The 18,222-nt window shown below is 39.4% G+C and carries 19 protein-coding genes and 1 pseudogene; all 20 read left to right on the top strand.

From position 1 onward, the window contains the following. The first annotated feature begins 72 nt into the window (after nucleotides 1–72). Nucleotides 73–426, top strand: coding sequence for a hypothetical protein (locus NCCP133_RS13995; RefSeq protein WP_264805664.1), 354 nt, complete (start codon nucleotides 73–75; stop codon nucleotides 424–426). Continuing rightward, a pseudogene (locus NCCP133_RS14000) lies at nucleotides 414–713 on the top strand (2Fe-2S iron-sulfur cluster-binding protein); the annotation flags it as partial. The gene NCCP133_RS13995 and the pseudogene NCCP133_RS14000, both read left to right, overlap by 13 nt. Before the next feature lie 83 nt (nucleotides 714–796). Continuing rightward, on the top strand, nucleotides 797–1,195 hold the full coding sequence (locus tag NCCP133_RS14005; protein ID WP_264805641.1) for a hypothetical protein: 399 nt from the start codon (nucleotides 797–799) through the stop codon (nucleotides 1,193–1,195). A 15-nt stretch (nucleotides 1,196–1,210) separates the two neighbouring features. Next, on the top strand, nucleotides 1,211–2,056 hold the full coding sequence (locus NCCP133_RS14010) for a fumarate hydratase (protein WP_264805642.1): 846 nt from the start codon (nucleotides 1,211–1,213) through the stop codon (nucleotides 2,054–2,056). 11 nt (nucleotides 2,057–2,067) lie between these two features. Further along, nucleotides 2,068–2,634, top strand: a complete 567-nt coding sequence (locus tag NCCP133_RS14015) for a Fe-S-containing hydro-lyase (protein ID WP_264805643.1) — start codon at nucleotides 2,068–2,070, stop codon at nucleotides 2,632–2,634. Between the two features lie 83 nt (nucleotides 2,635–2,717). Continuing rightward, the gene (locus tag NCCP133_RS14020; protein WP_264805644.1) at nucleotides 2,718–3,098 is read left to right on the top strand and encodes a VOC family protein; all 381 of its coding nucleotides are present in this window, start codon (nucleotides 2,718–2,720) and stop codon (nucleotides 3,096–3,098) included. A gap of 225 nt (nucleotides 3,099–3,323) precedes the next feature. Next, nucleotides 3,324–4,715 carry a sigma-54 interaction domain-containing protein gene (locus NCCP133_RS14025; RefSeq protein ID WP_264805665.1) on the top strand — a complete coding sequence of 464 codons (1,392 nt, stop codon included), beginning with the start codon at nucleotides 3,324–3,326 and terminating at the stop codon, nucleotides 4,713–4,715. Nucleotides 4,716–5,134: 419 nt separating this feature from the next. Continuing rightward, a complete protein-coding gene (locus NCCP133_RS14030; RefSeq protein WP_264805645.1) occupies nucleotides 5,135–6,145 on the top strand; it encodes a TAXI family TRAP transporter solute-binding subunit in 1,011 nt (336 codons plus the stop codon). Nucleotides 6,146–6,222: 77 nt separating this feature from the next. Next, nucleotides 6,223–8,190, top strand: coding sequence for a TRAP transporter permease (locus NCCP133_RS14035; protein WP_264805646.1), 1,968 nt, complete (start codon nucleotides 6,223–6,225; stop codon nucleotides 8,188–8,190). A 27-nt stretch (nucleotides 8,191–8,217) separates the two neighbouring features. Then, a complete protein-coding gene (locus NCCP133_RS14040) occupies nucleotides 8,218–8,466 on the top strand; it encodes a hypothetical protein (protein WP_264805647.1) in 249 nt (82 codons plus the stop codon). Continuing rightward, nucleotides 8,424–8,927 (top strand): RraA family protein, encoded by a 504-nt coding sequence (locus tag NCCP133_RS14045; RefSeq protein WP_264805648.1) that lies wholly within the window; start codon nucleotides 8,424–8,426, stop codon nucleotides 8,925–8,927. The genes NCCP133_RS14040 and NCCP133_RS14045 overlap by 43 nt, the downstream gene beginning before the upstream one ends. Before the next feature lie 25 nt (nucleotides 8,928–8,952). Beyond that, nucleotides 8,953–10,044: an Ldh family oxidoreductase gene (locus NCCP133_RS14050; protein WP_264805649.1), complete on the top strand. Its 1,092-nt coding sequence runs from the start codon at nucleotides 8,953–8,955 to the stop codon at nucleotides 10,042–10,044. Between the two features lie 175 nt (nucleotides 10,045–10,219). Continuing rightward, the gene (locus tag NCCP133_RS14055) at nucleotides 10,220–11,317 is read left to right on the top strand and encodes an amidohydrolase family protein (RefSeq protein WP_264805651.1); all 1,098 of its coding nucleotides are present in this window, start codon (nucleotides 10,220–10,222) and stop codon (nucleotides 11,315–11,317) included. A gap of 18 nt (nucleotides 11,318–11,335) precedes the next feature. Beyond that, entirely contained in the window at nucleotides 11,336–11,689 is a 354-nt protein-coding gene (locus NCCP133_RS14060; RefSeq protein WP_264805652.1) for a Rieske (2Fe-2S) protein, read from the top strand. A gap of 48 nt (nucleotides 11,690–11,737) precedes the next feature. Next, a complete protein-coding gene (locus NCCP133_RS14065) occupies nucleotides 11,738–12,388 on the top strand; it encodes a GntR family transcriptional regulator (protein WP_264805653.1) in 651 nt (216 codons plus the stop codon). Between the two features lie 83 nt (nucleotides 12,389–12,471). Beyond that, nucleotides 12,472–13,359, top strand: coding sequence for an NAD(P)-dependent oxidoreductase (locus NCCP133_RS14070; RefSeq protein WP_264805654.1), 888 nt, complete (start codon nucleotides 12,472–12,474; stop codon nucleotides 13,357–13,359). A gap of 476 nt (nucleotides 13,360–13,835) precedes the next feature. Next, nucleotides 13,836–14,759 (top strand): hydroxymethylglutaryl-CoA lyase, encoded by a 924-nt coding sequence (locus NCCP133_RS14075; protein ID WP_264805655.1) that lies wholly within the window; start codon nucleotides 13,836–13,838, stop codon nucleotides 14,757–14,759. 33 nt (nucleotides 14,760–14,792) lie between these two features. After that, nucleotides 14,793–15,593: an enoyl-CoA hydratase/isomerase family protein gene (locus tag NCCP133_RS14080; protein WP_264805656.1), complete on the top strand. Its 801-nt coding sequence runs from the start codon at nucleotides 14,793–14,795 to the stop codon at nucleotides 15,591–15,593. Between the two features lie 48 nt (nucleotides 15,594–15,641). Beyond that, a complete protein-coding gene (locus NCCP133_RS14085; RefSeq protein WP_264805657.1) occupies nucleotides 15,642–16,805 on the top strand; it encodes an acyl-CoA dehydrogenase family protein in 1,164 nt (387 codons plus the stop codon). A 60-nt stretch (nucleotides 16,806–16,865) separates the two neighbouring features. After that, the gene (locus NCCP133_RS14090; RefSeq protein ID WP_264805658.1) at nucleotides 16,866–18,080 is read left to right on the top strand and encodes a CaiB/BaiF CoA transferase family protein; all 1,215 of its coding nucleotides are present in this window, start codon (nucleotides 16,866–16,868) and stop codon (nucleotides 18,078–18,080) included. The last annotated feature ends 142 nt before the right edge of the window (nucleotides 18,081–18,222 follow it).

Raw genomic sequence — 18,222 nt, forward strand, 5'->3', positions numbered from 1 at the left:
TAATTCAGAATTTTAATGGGGAATGCCTTGGCTATTTTCGGAAGGGGAAAATATGATGAACATATTGAATTTATGCTTAGTTTACCATTTCTTTTTAACCTTGAAATTGGATTTATAGCAATTCCTTTATTCTTTCATGCTGTCTACGGAATCAATCTTTCTTTCATATCAAAGCAAAATGCACATGTGTACAAATATAATCGGAATATAAGTTTTTTGCTCCAAAGAGTATCAGGAATTATTACCTTTATTTTCGTCATTTATCATGTTTGGGCGCTTAGGATAACTCCTGCTATCAGCAAAATTGAGGTTAATCATCAGCTTGTAAGCGAACATCTTGCTAATCCTTTTATGATGATTTTTTATATGGCTGGTGTACTCAGTACCACTTTTCACTTTACTAATGGGCTTTCATTTCAGCGTTAATGGAGATACAGAAAAATCCAGTTAACACACAGGGAGAAAAAGTTAGATCAGTAGCTTGGGAGTATAATTGCCTGGAAGAAGTGTGCGGTGCTTGCAGCATGAAAATTAACGGAAAAGTCAGACAAGCGTGTTCAGCATTGGTTGATCGCCTGGAACAGCCTATTATTTTAGAGCCAATGGAAACCTTTCCGGTTGAGAAGGACCTCGTTGTTAATAGAGAAAGAATGTTAAGTGCCCTCAAGAAAATTAAAGGTTGGATTCCGATTGATGGAACTTATTTCATGGGGCTAATCGTTTAAACGGAGGTTCCTTAACAGAATCACTTGTTTTTGGCCGCCGTGCGGGAAAGATGGCTGTACAGGAGAAATCAATGGGGGACATTTCGGACATTATGGATTTCGGAATAGATGAATTAAAAAATAACTCTTCTAATATCGATGAATCTGAAACCATTAAAAAAGTAAAAGAAGTTATGTGGCAAAAAGTGGGGATTGAAAGAACCTCCCGTTCCTTGAAAGAAGCTGCTGATGAATTAAACCTTATCGCAATAAATTTGGAGAATGAAAACAACATTCACACTCTCCAGCTTCGTGACAAAGTTCGATCGGCATGGGCATCTGCTTTTGCTGCATCAGTAAGAAAAGAGAGCCGCGGAGCCCATAAACTTCAGGATATCAAGGAAGAAAAGAAGGAATGGGAAGGCAAAAATCGAATTCACAAAACAAGCATCCAATTTACTCCTGCAGCTTCAAAAGCTGAAATGCCTTAAAAGGGGGAAGGTAACATGAAAATCATTACTTATGGGGAGATTGTTGAACAGGTAGCAAAGATGTGCCAGGAAGCAAATTTTGACTTAGGCCAAGATGTCGTCGAGGCTTTTCAAACAGCCTTAAAAAGTGAAAATTCAGAAATAGGCAAAGACATATTGGAGCAGCTGATCCAGAACGCAGATATAGCCAAAAGTGAGCGGGTTCCTATGTGCCAGGACACCGGCGTCTCAGTATTTATTGTGGAAATTGGCCAGGAGTGCCAAGTATCCGGGGGAAGCATTTATGATGCGATCAATGAAGGGGTTAAAAAAGGATACGAAGAAGGGTATCTCAGGCATTCAATCGTTGACCATCCTATTACCCGGGAAAAAAGCAAAGGGTATAACACTCCCTCCATCATTCATATTGAGATGATTCCAGGTGATGAAATGATTATTCACATGTCCGCAAAGGGATGCGGCAGTGAAAATATGAGCAGTTTGAAGATGTTAAAGCCATCCGATGGGCTCCAGGGCATTAAGAAGTATATCCTTGAAACAGTTGCAAAGGCAGGACCAAACGCATGTCCGCCCTTGGTAGTCGGAGTAGGAATTGGAGGCAATTTTGAAAGGTGTGCCTATTTAGCCAAAAAATCATTATTCAGGCCTATTGGCCACCGCAGTGAACGCCCTGAGCTTGCCCAGCTGGAAAATGAATTGATGGAAGAAATCAATAAACTTGGCATTGGGCCGCAGGGCATGGGAGGAAATACAACTGCCCTTGATGTAAAAATTGAGATAGAACCTTGCCACATTGCGGCATTGCCAGTAGCAATAAACTTAAACTGCCATGCAAGCAGGCATAAAGAAGTCAGACTGTAGGAGGGATTCAGTTGTCAGCGACGAAAGTTACCAGCCCTATTGAAGAAAATATTTTGAAAAATTTAGAAGCAGGCGAGCGCGTGCTGATCAGCGGAACTATTTATACCGCAAGAGATGCTGCCCATAAAAGAATGTCAGAAGCCCTTGAAAAAGGCGAAGACCTTCCTTTCGATATAAAGGGGCAAACCATCTATTATGTTGGCCCAACCCCAGCTAAGCCAGGGCAGATTATAGGATCAGCCGGTCCAACTACGAGCGGAAGAATGGATAAGTATACACCATCGCTGCTTGATCGGGGACTGAAAGGGATGATAGGCAAAGGATATCGCAGTCAGGAAGTAATTGATAGTATGAAGAAAAACAAAGCTGTATATTTTGCTGCAATTGGCGGATCCGGAGCTTTAATCACCCGCTCCATCAAAGCGATGGAAGTCATCGCCTATGAGGATTTAGGGCCTGAAGCCATTTATAAATTAACTGTAGAAGATTTTCCGGCTGTAGTTATCATTGATAGCAATGGAGCAGATTGGTACCAATTAGGGAAACAGCAATTTAATGATCAGCATACCAGACAATAACCAAATAGCCGGCAATTAGACAAAACCTTTGAGTGATTTTCGGGGTTTTGTTTTTTGTTTAAAAACATAAAGGTGGAGATCTCTTGAAAATCGTTTCATTGGACCATTTTGTTTTGACAGTGGAAAGCATTGACCGGTCTTGCCGATTTTACAATGGTGTATTAGGAATGGAGGTTATAACCTTTGGGGAAGGCAGAAAAGCTTTAAAATTTGGCAGCCAAAAGATTAATCTGCACCCAAAAGGCAGTGAGTTTGAACCCAAGGCCCGTAATCCAGTGCCAGGCTCAGGAGATTTGTGCTTCATTGCCAATGTAAATATACATGAGGCAGCAGAGCATATACGGAGCTGCAAGGTTAAAATTGAAGAAGGCCCTGTAAAAAGAACTGGGGCAATGGGTAATATTATTTCAATTTATATTAGGGACCCTGACGGAAATTTGATTGAACTATCAAACTATCAATAGTTGGATTCTAAATTCAAAAAGGTAAATAAAATTTCAATGTCGTCTGAAATATGCAAGACACGTGCCAAAAACCCACTGACTTCCTATATTCTCTTTGATATAATAAATAGATCATTAACTGAATATAAATTCTATTTTAATAAGTTCGAATCTATTCTATGTTTCCCTTTACTTTTTCCGCAGTACCAATTTCTGTTTTGCAGCAGAAGGGAGCTTTAAACGGTGATGATCGAGACTGAACAGATTAAGCATCATAATAATTTTGAAGACTGTCTTGAACTAGAAGCAGCAATCCATGCATGTCAGGAAGGAATTTATATATGTGATTCTGACCTGAGATGTGTCAGGTTAAATTCTGCCTATACAAGAATTACTGGACTTACTGAAGATGAGTTAATCGGCAAGACAAGTATTGAACTAGAAAAGAACGGAACGATTTCTAAAGCTGTAGCTGTTATTGTTAAGAGAGATCGAAAGGTAGTTTCATTAATTCAAACGTTCAGAAGCGGAAAAAACGTTTTAGTTACAGGTACACCTGTATATAAAGACAGGAAGCTTTTTAGAATTGTCATCACAGCAAGGGACTTATCTGAGTTAAATCAGCTTGAAAATCAATTAAATGATGCCGAGGAAAGATCTGAAAGGTATCTAAGAGAGCTAAGCTTATATAAAGAACATATTAAAAGTGAAAAAATTGTTGGAAATAGCCCTCAAATGAAGCAAATACTTAATTTGATACCGAAAGTTTCCAAAGCTGATTCTCCTGTTTTATTATTGGGGGAATCTGGTACAGGCAAAGAAGTTTTAGCAAGGCTTATACATGAGACAAGCAGTGGGGGAGATAGCCCTTTTATTAAGGTAAACTGCGGGGCCATTCCAGGTGATTTATTAGAATCTGAACTTTTTGGCTATGTAAAGGGGGCTTTTACAGGAGCAAGTGATAAAGGAAAGCCCGGACTAATTGAAATTGCGGAAAATGGAAGCTTATTTTTGGATGAAGTAGGTGAGCTGCCCCTGAAGCTGCAGGTAAAATTATTAAGGGTGCTGCAGGATTTTGAAGTAACACGGCTCGGAAGCACAAAATCCATGAAGGTAAGTTTCCGTCTTATATGTGCCACTAACCGTCCATTAAAAGAAATGATGGAAAAGGGAGAGTTCAGGGAGGATTTATTCTACCGAATAAATGTACTTCCAATTACTCTTCCTCCATTACGGGAAAGAAAAGAAGATATTATCCCTTTTATCATAAAGACAACAGAAAAACTATCTTCCCGGTATGGTACACTGAAAACAATATCTCCAGACGTATTAAAAATACTTGAAAGTTATCATTGGCCAGGGAATATCCGTGAACTTGAAAATGTGATCGAACGAATCTTTATCATGACAGATGAAAATTCGATTACATTTAAGGACCTCCCATCAAACATAGCTGCAGATAAAGTCAGTAAGGATACCTATACTTTAAAAGAAAAAATGCAAATCATTGAGCGGGATATTATTGAAGACATGTTAAAACAAAGCTCAAGTCTAAGAGAAGCAGCCAAAAAACTTGGGGTTGACGCATCTACATTGACAAGGAAATGCCAGAAGTATGGGATTTGCGAACAAAATTAAAAAAGTTGGGATCGAATAAATCTCTTATTCGGTCTTTTATTTTGAAATCAGATAACACTATAGACATTATAAATACAATAAATATATTTGTAATATTTACAATATTTAAAATATATGATAATATTAGTTTGAAATTAAATATTGTCGACAATATATTTTTCCGCCTGTTTGCTTTATGAACCTTCCTTTGAATTACTTTTTTGAAATTTAGCTTCTAAGTGATTTTTCATCTAATTGCTTTTCTTCTGAAGAATTTGTAAACGCTTTAAAAATTTTATAATTCTTTTTCTGACTAGGCTGTGTTAAATCTAAATGTTGATTTTAGCACCCTTTTGATTGGCCATCATTCTCATGAACAGAGAGGAGGAATGTCAAATTTTTTCAGGGTAAGTATTTTAGATTAAGGAGGGACAAATTTTATGAAATTTGTAAAAAGCATCATAGTTATATTTTCGCTGGGACTTCTAGTTGCCTGTTCTGTAAATGTTGATGGAGAAAATGGCAATGGAAAGAGCGAAATCATTAGCTTGTTTGCTACAGATAGTTCGTCTTCCTATTATGGCTACAATGTAGGGATTGCAAATGCAATAAGTACATTAAATCCTGAAATTCAAGTATCAGTAGTTGAAACTGGCGGATCAAGTGATAATATGCAGCGATTGAGTAAAGGCGAAGGAAAGATGGCTTTGGGGACTTCTCCAAGTGACTACCAAACTTATTTCGGTGAAGGGGATTTTAAGGTTATAAAAAACGAAGATATCCGGGCCTTGTGGTATTTTGTACCATCACCATTTAACTTTATTGTCTCAGATTCAGCTAACGTAAATAGTTTTGAGGACTTAAATGGAAAAGACTTTTCTTTTGGCGGAGCCGGAACCTCCACTGAAAAAGTGACAACTGCTGTGTTTGAAACACTCGGTATTCAACCCAAATCTTATGCTGGCAGCATGTCAGATGCACAAGCTGCTTTTGCCGACCGCAGAATTGTAGGTTTAACAAAGACAGGAACTCCTCCCGATTCTTATGTCCAAAAAACAGCAGCAGAGCAAAAAATTAAACTGCTTGGTTTAACAGAAGATCAAATCAAAAGCATAACGGAAAAACTGCCTTATATCGGAACAAATACGATCCCTGCAGGTTCCTATGAAGGAGTTGATGAGGATATTCAAACAGTCCAATTTACGATGAGTATTCTTCTGGATAGCTCTGTCTCCCAAGAGACTGGATATAAAATGTGGGAAGCTATGTGGTCTGAAGAAGGGAAAAAAATTTGGCTGAATTCATTCTCTGCAGCTGCTGATGTTGATATACCAGAACTTACGCTCGGTTCAGCAATTCCTCTCCATGCAGGAACTGTCCAATTTTTAAAGGAAAATGGCTATGAAGTTCCGGACAAGTTAATCCCGCCAGAATATAAAGAGGTTAACTAATTATCTAAATAGTCCCTTTCTTCCCTTGTAGAAAAGAGGTTTTTTACAAGGGAAGTCACTATGAAAGGAGGTTTATTATGTCAAAATTAGTAAACCAATTTGAGGAATTATTTACTGAAGATGAATCCGAGATAAAAAAGAATAGCCGTAATCTTTCAAAAAAATACCTCGTGTTTGTCGGCGTAATAGGACTAATATGGGCTCTTTTCCATATCTATACGATGGGATTTGGGACTTTGCCAGGCATTATTCAGCGTTCTCTCCATTTAATTGGTGCGACTATTATCTGTTTTCTTATTTTTTCAGGTTCCTCTAAGTTAAAAAACAATAAATGGCTTTTAAGGCTTGATCTCTTAATCATTCTATTAGCTTGTATTGTTACTGTATATGTTATTTCCATTTATCCAAGAATTATTGAACAGCATGGAGTTTATAACACTACAGATATTATTATGGCAACGATTCTGTTAATGATTGTTCTCGAAGGCGCCAGAAGAGTAGTAGGCTGGTTTATTCCTTTTTTAGTCATCTGCGGGATTACATATGCTGTCCTCGGCCCCTATTTCCCTGGAATATGGAGACATGCTGGGATTGGTTATGAAAGGCTAATGCAAACCTTCTTATTGGGTACACAGGGAATATGGGGACAATTAATGTCTATATCTGCAAATATCTTGGTGATTTTCGTTTTGTATGGGTCTTTAATTCTTAGTTTAGGACTAGGGAATACTATTTTTGATTTAGGTTCTAAGTTAACAGGTAAGTGGCGAGGCGGCGCTGCCCAACTTGCAACAGTTACAAGTGCATTATTTGGTTCCGTCAATGGAAGCACTGTTGCAAATGTGGCTACAACAGGTAATTTCACCATTCCTCTCATGAAAAGGCTTGGCTACAACAAAAACTTTGCTGGGGCAGTTGAATCAGTTGCATCATCCGGTGGACAAATCATGCCTCCTGTTATGTGTGCCAGTGCTTTTCTAATGGCAGAATTACTGGCTCTTAATTACGTGGATGTTATGATTGCAGCATTGATACCAGCTTTATTATTTTTTGTATCTATTATGATATCAATCTATTTCTATGCTCGGGCAAATAATTTAACTGGTCTATCCGATGAAGAGATTCCGACCTGGAAACAGGCATTTAATTGGAGAACATTTATTCCTTTATTTGTTCCATTGATATTGTTAGTAGCATTGTTATTTTCAGGATACACGGCAGGAAAAGCTGGATATACGATGTATATTGGTACAATCGTTTTATATTTTATATGCAATGTTAGATCGAAAAAGGAATTCATAGAAGCGATTAAAAGGATTATTTTCGGATTGGATAGCGGAGCAAAAAGCATGGTGACCATTGTCATGCTAATAGCAGCTGCACAGACTCTAGTGACAACAATTAACACAAGCGGACTAGGAGTGAAGTTTTCTTTAGTGACCATGTCCTTCAGTCAAGGAAATCTCTTTTTGGCTTTAATTTTGGCAATGGTTATTACGATCATCTTAGGAATGGGAGCTCCTACTCCGGCTGCCTACGTACTATCAGCTTCTGTTGTCGGGTCAGCATTGATAAACCTGGGGATTGAAGGTATCGCTGCACATATGTTTTTACTTTATTTTGCTGTATTATCTGCCATTACTCCACCGGTTTGTGCAGCAATATACGTTGCTTGCGGAATATCTAAAGGAGATTGGGTGAAAACAGCCATATATAGCTTGAAAATTGGTTTAACTGCTTTCATCATTCCGTTTATGTTTGTTCTTGATCCGGTTCTTTTAATGAAAGGAGAACCGATAGACATTATTTTAAGTGTTGCTACAGCCCTTGCTGGTGTCATTATTTTAGCGGTAGGCACAATGGGGATTTTGATAAACAAGGCTAACATAACTGAAAGAATTATAGCGTTTGCAGCTGCAATATTATTGCTATTCCCTGGTCACATAACAGATGTTATTGGTATAAGCTTTTTTGTAATAATGTGTTTTATACACTGGAAAGGTACTAGTTCTTCACGGAAAAGTGAGCATGCAATAAGCAAATAACAGTTAAAAAAAGGAGGAAAAATGTAAATGTCCAATTTCGGCAAAGTTTACTCTCAAATAGAACGGGCAAACCCAAGCCTCATTGCACAATTTAAAGAAATGGGTGTCTCCACGATATACGAGTCCATGGCTGAAGAAACACTAATGGATCCTTCCATTACACCTATCTGCAAAGGACAGATAATTGCTGGATCCGCTTTTACCGCATTTAATACACCAGGAGATAACCTTCCATGCACCTCGGACTATCTCTTACTCAACCGGGAGATATTTTAGTTACTTCATTCCTCGGAACTCATTCATATAATGCCCTTTGGGGAGAAATGGCGACACTCGCAGGTATTGGCAGAAAAATCTCCGGTGTAGTAGCTGATGGTGCTGTAAGAGACGTTAAGGCCATACTTGATAACCAATTTCCAGTTTGGGCAAAATCAATTTCCTCAAAAACCAGCAGTGTTGAAAAAATCGGGGGAATAAATGTACCAGCGGTTTGTGGAGGAGTTTTGGTCAACCCTGGCGACATCATCGTTGCCGATGATGATGGAGTTGTCGTTGTACCTCTTGAACAAGCTGAAGAAGTTTTACAGAAAGCCCAAAAAAGAGCTGAACGAGAAAAAGAAATAAAAGAGCTGCTGCTTCAAGGCAAAACGCCATATGAAATTTTTAACATGGGTATTGCACTTGAAAAAAACGAAAACCTAATTATTAATGACAAATATGATTCTATGAAAGTTTGAGCCCAGATTAAAAAGGGGGAATACAATGATTACCGTAAGTGCAGAAGCGCTCCGAAAATTTGCATATGACGCATTTATAAAAGTGGGGTTAAATAAAGCAAACTCATCGCTGGTTAGTGACGTTTTAGTAGATGCTGATTTAAGAGGGGTTCACTCTCACGGAGTTCAAAATTTGCCTCGGTGGGCAAGAGGTTTTTTAAAGGGGCACCTTGAGTTGGAAGTCACACATGAAGATATAGACGAAGGACCCATTACAGTTATTGACGGGCAAGGGAGTCTTGGAGTTCTAGCTTCTGATATAGCAATGGATGCAGCTATCAAGCGTGCAAAAAAATATGGGATAGGAATAGTAGGTGTGAAAAATAGCAGCCACTTTGGGCCTGCTGCCTATTATACTATGAAAGCGCTGCACCATCATCAAATTGGTTTTTGCACGACAAATGGACCTGCCGTTATGGCTCCATGGGGTGGAAAGGATGCACTTCTAAGCAATAATCCATTTTCTTATGCTATACCGGCCGGTGATGAACCTCCAATTGTATTGGATATGGCCTGCAGTGTATCTGCCAGAGGCAGAATCAGAATGATGGCGCGGGAAAATGAAACATTGCCTGAAGGCTGGGCCATCACAAAAGATGGAGAACCTACAACAGACCCGCGTGAAGCAGTCGAAGGAACTGTATTGCCTTTAGGAGGGTATAAAGGCTATGGTATAGCTGTTATTAACGAGATTTTATCTGCGGCATTAACCGGGGCGCTATTTTCTTTTGAAGTTGGAGGAATTTCTAAAGGACCTGCTGAAAGTGAACTGCAAAACCATGAACAGACTGCCTGGGGCTGCGGACATGTATTTGGAGCAATCGATATAAACAGGTTTGGAAATGGGGGTAACTTCCAGAATAGAGTTGCCTATTTAAGCCGTACCTTAAGGGAATCCCCGACAGCAAAAGGACATGAAAGAATATATTTGCCAGGGGAAATCGAATTTGAATTAAAGAAAAAAAGGGAAAATGAAGGAATTCCATTGAAGCCATCGACGGTTTCCTTAATTAATTCTTTTGCCCGAGATGAAATAAAAATAAATGCTGTAGAATTCTATTGTAATAAAGAAAATTAAACGATGGTTCTCTTAAGCTATATAAATAGAAGAAACTAATTCTCTGTTAATAAAAGTGACCAACCGCCGTTATTAAACCGAATATTACTCAGTAATTCCGAGAAGTAAGGTTCATTTCACCATTGGGTTGTCGACAATATACTTTTATTGATGTCGTAAATTTAGGAGGAACAACATGGAAGCAAAAAAAGGGAACAAAATTATCGATGCGGACGTACATCCTTGGATTAACGGAGATATTAAAGGCTTGCTCCCATATTTAAGTAAATCAATGCAAAAAGTGTTCGATGGCCGTTTGACATTACCTGACCACCCGCTTCGTCCCCCGTTGGAAAAATCTACCTCCATCAGACTAGATGCAAAACCGCCAGGTGGAGGTGCAGGTGGATCGGACCCAATCTTTATGAGTGAAGTTTTATTGGACCGATACAATATTGAACATGCCATTCTAACATCCGTCCAGGCGGGAAAAATAGTTGTGTATCCCAACCCAATTGAAGCCACTACTTTAGCACGGGCATTTAATGATTATTTTTTAAATGAATGGCTGACAGTAGACTCACGCTATAAGTTGGCGATGTGCATCGCAGTTCACGATCCTTTGAAAGCTGCAGAAGAAATTAGGCGTATAGGTCATGAAAAGGGTGTAGTTGCTGTCTTTATGCCATTGTGTAATATCTTGATGGGGAATAGCTATTATTATCCTATTTATGAAGCAGCAGAAGAGTTAGGATTACCTATACTTATTCATCCTACCGGAACTGAAGGCGGCTTTTCAACCAGTGTCGCTATGGCGGGTGGAGTGCCGTCCAGTTATATTGAGAGACACACAGATTTTCCGCAGATCGCATATGGAAATTTGGTAAGTATGGTCTTTGAAGGAGTATTTGTTCGATTCCCCAAGCTCAAAATTTTAGCAGCAGAGTTTGGTTACAGTTGGGTTCCCTCTGTAATGTGGAGAATGGATCAAAACTGGCGTAATTTTCGAAAGGAAGTACCATGGCTTGAAAAAGAACCTAGCAAATATTTGTTAGACCATGTCCGCTTTACTTCTCAACCAGTAGAGGAACCTGAGAAAGGCAAATATCTTATGCAAATTTTCGAAATGATGCATGCTGAAAAAACACTAATTTTTAGTACGGATTATCCTCACTGGGATAATGATTTTCCTGACAACACTTTTACTGCCCTGCCAGAGCCTGTAAAGCAGCGAATATTTTATGATAATGCAGCTGAACTATTTAATTTAAATAACTTACAAATTACTAGATAAAAGGGAGGTAAAAAAAGAATGGCATTTTGCATTGGTGAACTTGCCCGTATTCCAGCAGGAAAGGCTCACATTACAGAAATAAATGGAACATCAATTGGAATCTTTTTTGAAGACGGGGAAGTGTATGCAGTTAGAAATGTTTGCCCTCATAAACTGGCACCAATATGTGAGGGTGCAGTCTGTGGAACTATGCTTCCCAGTAAGCCCTCACAGTTTGAGTTTGGGCTTGAAGGAAAAGTGCTGAGATGTCCCTGGCATGGATGGGAGTTTAGTCTGAAAACAGGGGAGGCACTCTTTGGGATAAGTAATAGAAAAGTTAAAACCTACCCTGTGGAAGTTAAAGATGGTATGATTTACATAGAAATGGGATAGTTTGTAACTTCCCGGAATCATATTGTCTTAAGTGAGGAATGTTATACAATGGGCTTTGAAAATACAACATTATCACAGCGAATTTCTGAAGAGATTGCTATTAAAATATCAGGGGGTGCCCTTAAACCTGGTGACAGGTTATTGGAATTAGAACTAACCAAAGAATTCGGCACTAGCAGAGCTCCAATCCGCGAAGCGTTATTTATTTTGGAAAAGGACGGAATTGTTGAACGGGTACCCCGAAAAGGCGTTTTTGTAAAAAAAAGAACAAAAAAAGAGTTGCTTGATCTGTATGAGGTTGTTTATAGGTTATTAGAAATAGCCCTAACTAAACTGATGGATTCCCGAACTGATGTACAGCTGAAAAAAATTGAAAATCTTATCATTAAAATGGAGGAGACACTTGAAGGCAATAAAGTTAAGCAATGTTTTGACCTGCTGGAAGAGCTCCAAAAGGATTTCTTTGTCTTCTCAGGAAACACAGTTTTAGAAGATTTATATATGCGAATTAATAGCCAGTTAATTCCATTTCGATATATTTCTCTTTCCTATCCAACCAGTATGGACCATTCCATCAGGGAATACAGTGAAATAATGGCTGGTTTAAAAGAGAAGGATCTCTCAAAAATACTTGAAAGCTTAAAACGAAAGGAAAAGCGGGCTTTGACTGTATTGGAGAAGTTTGTTGATAATCAGTAAACCATATTTCAACAGCTATTTTTGCTTTTTAACTCAGGGCCCGGCTAAGACACTTTCATAATAAATGGGGAGCGGTGGTGTCCATGAAGGTTGGATTAATAGGTTTAGGTAACTTGGGCGGCAGAATTGCCAAAAATTTATTAAATAAGGGTTACAAATTATCAGTTTATGATTTGGATCGGAAATTATTACAAACGTTTGAAGCGATTGGTGCCATTCCATATGAATCTCCTTCTGATCTGGCCAGAAACAATGAAATCGTTATAACTGTGCTGCCAAACGCAGAAATAGTGAAAAGTGTGGCCCTGGGGCCCGATGGTCTTTTATCGGGATTCTTGGATGGCAGCACTTTAATTGATATGACAACTTCAATACCTGAAATTACTAAACAAATTGGCTTTGAACTTTCTAAGTATGGGATTCACATGCTTGATGCTCCAGTGAGCGAAGGAGTTAAGAAAGCTGAAGACGGAACCCTTGCCATTATGGCTGGAGGGGATGAGGCTGTATTCTTAGGTGCTTATTCTTTATTAAACGATATCGGGTCTAATGTGACACATGTTGGAGAATTAGGAGCAGGCCATACAATAAAAGCACTAAACAATATGCTTTGTGCTACTACACTAGCGGCTACTGCAGAAGTCCTGGCCATTGGGACAAAATTAGGTCTTAATCCTGCCAAGATGTTAGAAGTGATTAATACGAGCAGCGGAAGAAGCCACTCGAGTGAAATCAAATTTCCTCAGCAAGTATTATCGAGAAAATTTGATGTGGGCTTTACAATTGATTTAATGTGTAAGGATCTCACTATTGCCAGTGGCATAGCAGAAGGAGCAGAGGTGCCTTCATTTATTTCCAGTGCCGTTTTTCAGATATGGCAGTATGCAAAGTCTCAAGGCGGAGGGGCGATGGATCATACGGCGATTGCGAAATTTATTGAGGGAATGGCGGGTGTGGAGATAAAAGATTAATAAAATTTGATAAAATAAAACAGGGGATTTTATAGTAGTGACTAACTCAACTGAGCTGCACTGGTTAGTAATTTTTTCATTCTACCCTGCTTTTAATATATATTTGTCTTGCTCGTTGGCAGCACCTAAATAAAGAACCTTTTAAAAAATAAGAGTCCTTGGGCTCTTATTTTTATTTTTGTATGTTAAATTTCACTGCGGGCGAGGCTGGTTAGGGAGACTCCTTGGCGCCATATGCCTATGTAGTATCCCTTTAACTTAATTCTCTAGCTAGAGTCCCGCGAACCGTTCCATTCAACGGTGCAAAATCCAACAGTGCAAAATCCAACACTAAGCTTTAACAAAACCTTAACTTTAATCATTTTTATAAAAACTCTTTAGAATATTCATAATAATTATTGAAATTGCAGATTGGATACAGTATCCTATTATAAAGTTAATGTTACTTCCACAAAAGAACGGAGGAATAGAATGCTATGAAGCTAGTTAATGATGTAACTATTTACGAAGTGGGTTTAAGAGATGGGCTTCAGTTAGAGTCAAAAGTTTTAAGTGTTGAAGAAAAAATGGATGTTTTTACTCTATTCCGGGAGGCAAATGTGTCAGAAGTTGAATTTGGTTCTTTTGTTCATCCAAAGTTAGTGCCCCAAATGGCGAATACTTCGGATTTTTATTCCCATATCCAACAATATGAAGAAGAGATGGAGCTTGTTGCGCTTGTCCCGAATTTAAAGGGACTCGAAATCGCAAAAGAAAATGGTGTTAGGTCTGTTAATTATGTCTTATCGGCAAGTAATACGCATAATCAGCAGAATGTACGCCAAACAACAGAAGAATCACTGAATAGCTTTAAGGTTTTATCCCAATTTGCATCTGAGAATGGTATCGCATTAAACGTTACCGTTGCCACTTCATTTGGCTGCCCATTTGAAGGGACAGTCCCCCAGCAACGCATCATGAAAATACTAGACACCCTCCTTTTACATAACATCAAAAGAATTACACTTGCAGATACAACTGGTATGGCTAATCCTAAGCAGGTTTATGAATTAACAAAAGAAGCTGTAAATGAATGGAGAAACTTTGAATTTGGCTGCCATTTTCATAATACAAGGGGCATGGGGCTTGCGAATGTTCTGGCCGGAATGGAAGCGGGAATTACGATTTATGATGCATCCATAGGCGGAATTGGAGGCTGCCCATTTGCTCCTGGTGCAACAGGAAATGTTAGTACAGAAGATGTTGTACACATGCTGGAAGAGATGGGTGTTAAAACGTCCATTGACCTGGATAAATTAATTCAAGCTTCTCATAAATTGAAAGAAATACTTGACCATGATTTGCCTGGGCAAGTTGCAAAGGCAGGAAAGGGCTCCCGAAAATATCCGGTGCCAAGCTAAATTTCATATTAATTTTTTGAAGGGATGAGTTGGATGTTAGTGCAAACCTATGAAACAATAAAAATTGAAAACCCGGATCAGCAGAAAGGCATTGTTGTATTGACGTTAAACCGTCCTGATTCCATGAACGCCTTGAATACAAAAATGGCATTGGAATTAATCGAAGCGCTGGATGAATTAAAATATGACGAAAATGTAAGGGTTCTCATTATAACAGGTTCTGGCACGAAAAGTTTTTGTGCTGGAGCTGACCTAAAAGAGCGGAATGGAATGTCGCAAAAAGATTGGAAAAAACAGCATGATTATTTTGAACAAGTGACTGAAAAAATCCGTGAATTTCCTTATCCAGTAATTGGCGCCGTAAATGGCTATGCATTGGGAGGAGGAATGGAAATTGCGCTCAGCTGTGATATTAGAACAGCTGCACCACAAGCGGGGATGGGACTTCCAGAGGTGAAATTGGGCCTTATACCTGGTATCGGCGGCACCCAGCTGCTTGCCCGTATCCTCCCAATAGGTTTGGCCAAGGAAATGCTTTTTACAGGTAAGCGAATGACTGCTGAGGAAGGGAAGCAGTTAGCATTGATCAATCATGTTTTTTCTGCTGAAACGCTGATAGAGGAAACGGTTAAACTTGCAGAATGCATCGCTGCAAATGCGCCACTTTCCCTTAAAGCTTTAAAGAAATCTGTCAATAAAGGAACGGAAACAGATTTAGCAACAGGGCTTGTGCTCGAGCTGGAAGCTTACTACAAATGTGCAAATTCTGAAGATCGATTGGAAGGCATTTATGCTTTTAATGAAAAACGTCCACCGGAATGGAAAGGAAAGTAAAAAAATCATTAACCATTAAATAAATGGAAAAAATCGGAGGTAATCAAAATGACAAAAACAAAGGAAAATACTGAACACGAAATGATCCGAAAAAGCGTTCGCACTTTATGTGAGCGCTTTCCTGAAGAATATTGGAGAGATACAGATGAGAGAGATGCCTATCCGACAGCATTTGTAAAGGCCCTAACTGAGGAGGGCTGGCTATCAGTACTCATTCCTGAAGAATATGGCGGAGCTGGGTTAGGAATGAAAGAAGCAGGTATCATTTTAGAGGAGATCAATCGTTCTGGCGGAAATGCAGGAGCTTGCCATGCACAAATGTATACGATGGGGGCATTACTGCGTCATGGCAATGAGGAGCAGAAGCAAAGATTTCTTCCTAAAATTGCAAGCGGTGAATTGAGGCTTCAAGCTTTTGGTATAACTGAACCAACAGCAGGCAGTGATACCACAAGCATTCAAACATTTGCAGAGAGAAAGGGAGACAAATATATCGTACATGGCCAAAAGATTTGGACCTCCCGTGCTGAGCATTCAGATTTAATGATGCTTCTGGCGAGAACAACACCGAAAGACCAGGTGCAAAAGAAAACGGACGGTCTAAGCCTTTTTATCCTTGATATGAAGGATCAGGCAGATAAGATAGATATTCGTCCCATTGATACCATGATCAATCATGCCACAACAGAAGTCTTTTTTGAAGGGGCCGAAATTCCAGTCGAGAACTTGATTGGCGAAGAAGGCAAGGGATTCCGTTATGTATTGGGCGGTATGAATGCAGAACGTATTTTAATAGCTTCTGAATCAATTGGGGATGGCATGTATTTCGTTGATAAATCCGTTCAATATGCCAATGAGCGTATTGTTTTTAACAGGCCAATCGGGCAGAACCAAGGTGTTCAATTTCCGATTTCAAGAGGTTACATGGATATCCAGGCTGCAAAATTAATGAGGGACAAAGCAGCAGATATGTTTGATGCAGGAGTCGATTGCGGTGCAGAAGCAAATATGGCAAAATTCCTTGCTTCTGAAGCTACTTGGCGTGCCGCAAATGCAGCCATGGACACATATGGCGGATATGGCTTTGCGAAAGAATACAATATTGAAAGAAAGTTTAGGGAAGCAAGATTGTTTATCGTAGCGCCTATTTCAAATAATTTGGTTGTGAGCTTTGTAGGACAGCATGTTCTTGGTTTGCCGCGTTCTTATTAATCATTTCAGACCAGAGGGTCCCATTAGAAGGGCCTTCTCTTTAAAAAAGGGGGAGCCAGGATGGCAGGACCGTTAACAGGTATAACAGTTGTGGATGTAACGACAAACATTTCCGGGCCTAGTTTAACAATGATTCTCGCTGATTTAGGTGCTGAAATCATTAAAATTGAAAGGCCGTTTACTGGAGACGACTCAAGGGGGATGGGTCCCTTTTGGGAAGGAGAAGGAGTATATTTTCTCCATATTAATCGAAATAAAAATTCTATTGTTATTGACCTTAAGCAGGAGAAAGGCAGAAGAATTGTATATGATCTTGTTGAAAAAGCTGATGTGTTTGTAGAGAATTTCCGTTATAAAAAAGCGGAGAAAATGGGACTGGGATATGAAAAATTAAAAGAAGTTAATCCTTCACTTGTTTATTGTTCCTTGTCTGCCTATGGACAGGATGGACCTTTGCGTGAAAGATCCGGGTATGATGCGATTGCCCAAGCAGATTCAGGCATTATCGGAATTAATGGAACAGAAGGGTCAGAGATTGCGAGGGTGCCCGTTTCGGTTCTTGACCAGGGAAGTGCGATGTGGGGAGCAATTGGTATTATCTCTGCACTCCTTCATAAAGAAAAAACAGGTGAGGGGCAATTGGTCACAACTTCACTTTACGAAACAGGCGTTTTTTGGGTGGGCTACCATATGCTATCCTGGCTTGCAACCGGACAGGAACCAAGGAAAAATGGTGCCGGCCATACTGCCTTTGCACCATACGGGGCTTTTTATGCCAGCGATGCACCTGTTATGATTGGAATATCGAATAATTCCTTATTCAGGCGCTTATGCAATGTGCTTGGGAAAGAGGAATGGGTTACAGATCCGCGATATGAGACTAACCCCAAACGAGTTGAGAACCGTGAGAATTTAAGAGTGGCTATTGAAAATATTCTTCAATCCAAGCCTGCTGATGAATGGGTTCGTCTTTTGGCAGAGGCAGGAGTACCAAGTTCAAAGGTGAAAAAGATTTCAGAAGTTGTAGAGGATGAGCAAACAGAAGCAATTAATATGTGGAAGAATGTCCCGCATTCAAGTATCAAAGACTTCAAGCTACCGCGGCTGCCTTTCGAGTTAAGCAATTCCTCTGCAGAGGTTAAACAAGCACCTCCTAAGCTTGGAGAGAATACGAAAGACATCTTAGAGAAGCTTGGATATGATGAGGCGAAGATTGAGGAACTGCTTAAAGATAAAACGATCCAAACTACAGAAGCAAAAGCAGAATCTCGCTGACTTAATAGACTTAATATGTTACTAAAAAAACTCCTGACTATAAAGCCAGGAGGACAGTGCGGAAAATGTTGTGTAAATAAGTATGAAAGCAATCCTCCTTGGCGAGAATTAGGATAAATAATTTTTGCTAAGGAGGATTTTG

Origin of the sequence: Cytobacillus sp. NCCP-133 (assembly GCF_026011715.1) — a bacterium.
Taxonomy (GTDB): domain Bacteria; phylum Bacillota; class Bacilli; order Bacillales; family Cytobacillaceae; genus Cytobacillus.

What these genes read in the sequence shown, in the direction of transcription:
- NCCP133_RS13995 (WP_264805664.1), top strand. Translation starts at nt 73, where the DNA reads ATGCTTAGTTTACCATTTCTTTTTAACCTTGAAATTGGATTTATAGCA.
- NCCP133_RS14005 (WP_264805641.1), top strand. Translation starts at nt 797, where the DNA reads ATGGGGGACATTTCGGACATTATGGATTTCGGAATAGATGAATTAAAA.
- NCCP133_RS14010 (WP_264805642.1), top strand. Translation starts at nt 1,211, where the DNA reads ATGAAAATCATTACTTATGGGGAGATTGTTGAACAGGTAGCAAAGATG.
- NCCP133_RS14025 (WP_264805665.1), top strand. Translation starts at nt 3,324, where the DNA reads ATGATCGAGACTGAACAGATTAAGCATCATAATAATTTTGAAGACTGT.
- NCCP133_RS14030 (WP_264805645.1), top strand. Translation starts at nt 5,135, where the DNA reads ATGAAATTTGTAAAAAGCATCATAGTTATATTTTCGCTGGGACTTCTA.
- NCCP133_RS14035 (WP_264805646.1), top strand. Translation starts at nt 6,223, where the DNA reads ATGTCAAAATTAGTAAACCAATTTGAGGAATTATTTACTGAAGATGAA.
- NCCP133_RS14040 (WP_264805647.1), top strand. Translation starts at nt 8,218, where the DNA reads ATGTCCAATTTCGGCAAAGTTTACTCTCAAATAGAACGGGCAAACCCA.
- NCCP133_RS14045 (WP_264805648.1), top strand. Translation starts at nt 8,424, where the DNA reads ATGCACCTCGGACTATCTCTTACTCAACCGGGAGATATTTTAGTTACT.
- NCCP133_RS14050 (WP_264805649.1), top strand. Translation starts at nt 8,953, where the DNA reads ATGATTACCGTAAGTGCAGAAGCGCTCCGAAAATTTGCATATGACGCA.
- NCCP133_RS14055 (WP_264805651.1), top strand. Translation starts at nt 10,220, where the DNA reads ATGGAAGCAAAAAAAGGGAACAAAATTATCGATGCGGACGTACATCCT.
- NCCP133_RS14060 (WP_264805652.1), top strand. Translation starts at nt 11,336, where the DNA reads ATGGCATTTTGCATTGGTGAACTTGCCCGTATTCCAGCAGGAAAGGCT.
- NCCP133_RS14065 (WP_264805653.1), top strand. Translation starts at nt 11,738, where the DNA reads ATGGGCTTTGAAAATACAACATTATCACAGCGAATTTCTGAAGAGATT.
- NCCP133_RS14070 (WP_264805654.1), top strand. Translation starts at nt 12,472, where the DNA reads ATGAAGGTTGGATTAATAGGTTTAGGTAACTTGGGCGGCAGAATTGCC.
- NCCP133_RS14075 (WP_264805655.1), top strand. Translation starts at nt 13,836, where the DNA reads ATGAAGCTAGTTAATGATGTAACTATTTACGAAGTGGGTTTAAGAGAT.
- NCCP133_RS14080 (WP_264805656.1), top strand. Translation starts at nt 14,793, where the DNA reads ATGTTAGTGCAAACCTATGAAACAATAAAAATTGAAAACCCGGATCAG.
- NCCP133_RS14085 (WP_264805657.1), top strand. Translation starts at nt 15,642, where the DNA reads ATGACAAAAACAAAGGAAAATACTGAACACGAAATGATCCGAAAAAGC.
- NCCP133_RS14090 (WP_264805658.1), top strand. Translation starts at nt 16,866, where the DNA reads ATGGCAGGACCGTTAACAGGTATAACAGTTGTGGATGTAACGACAAAC.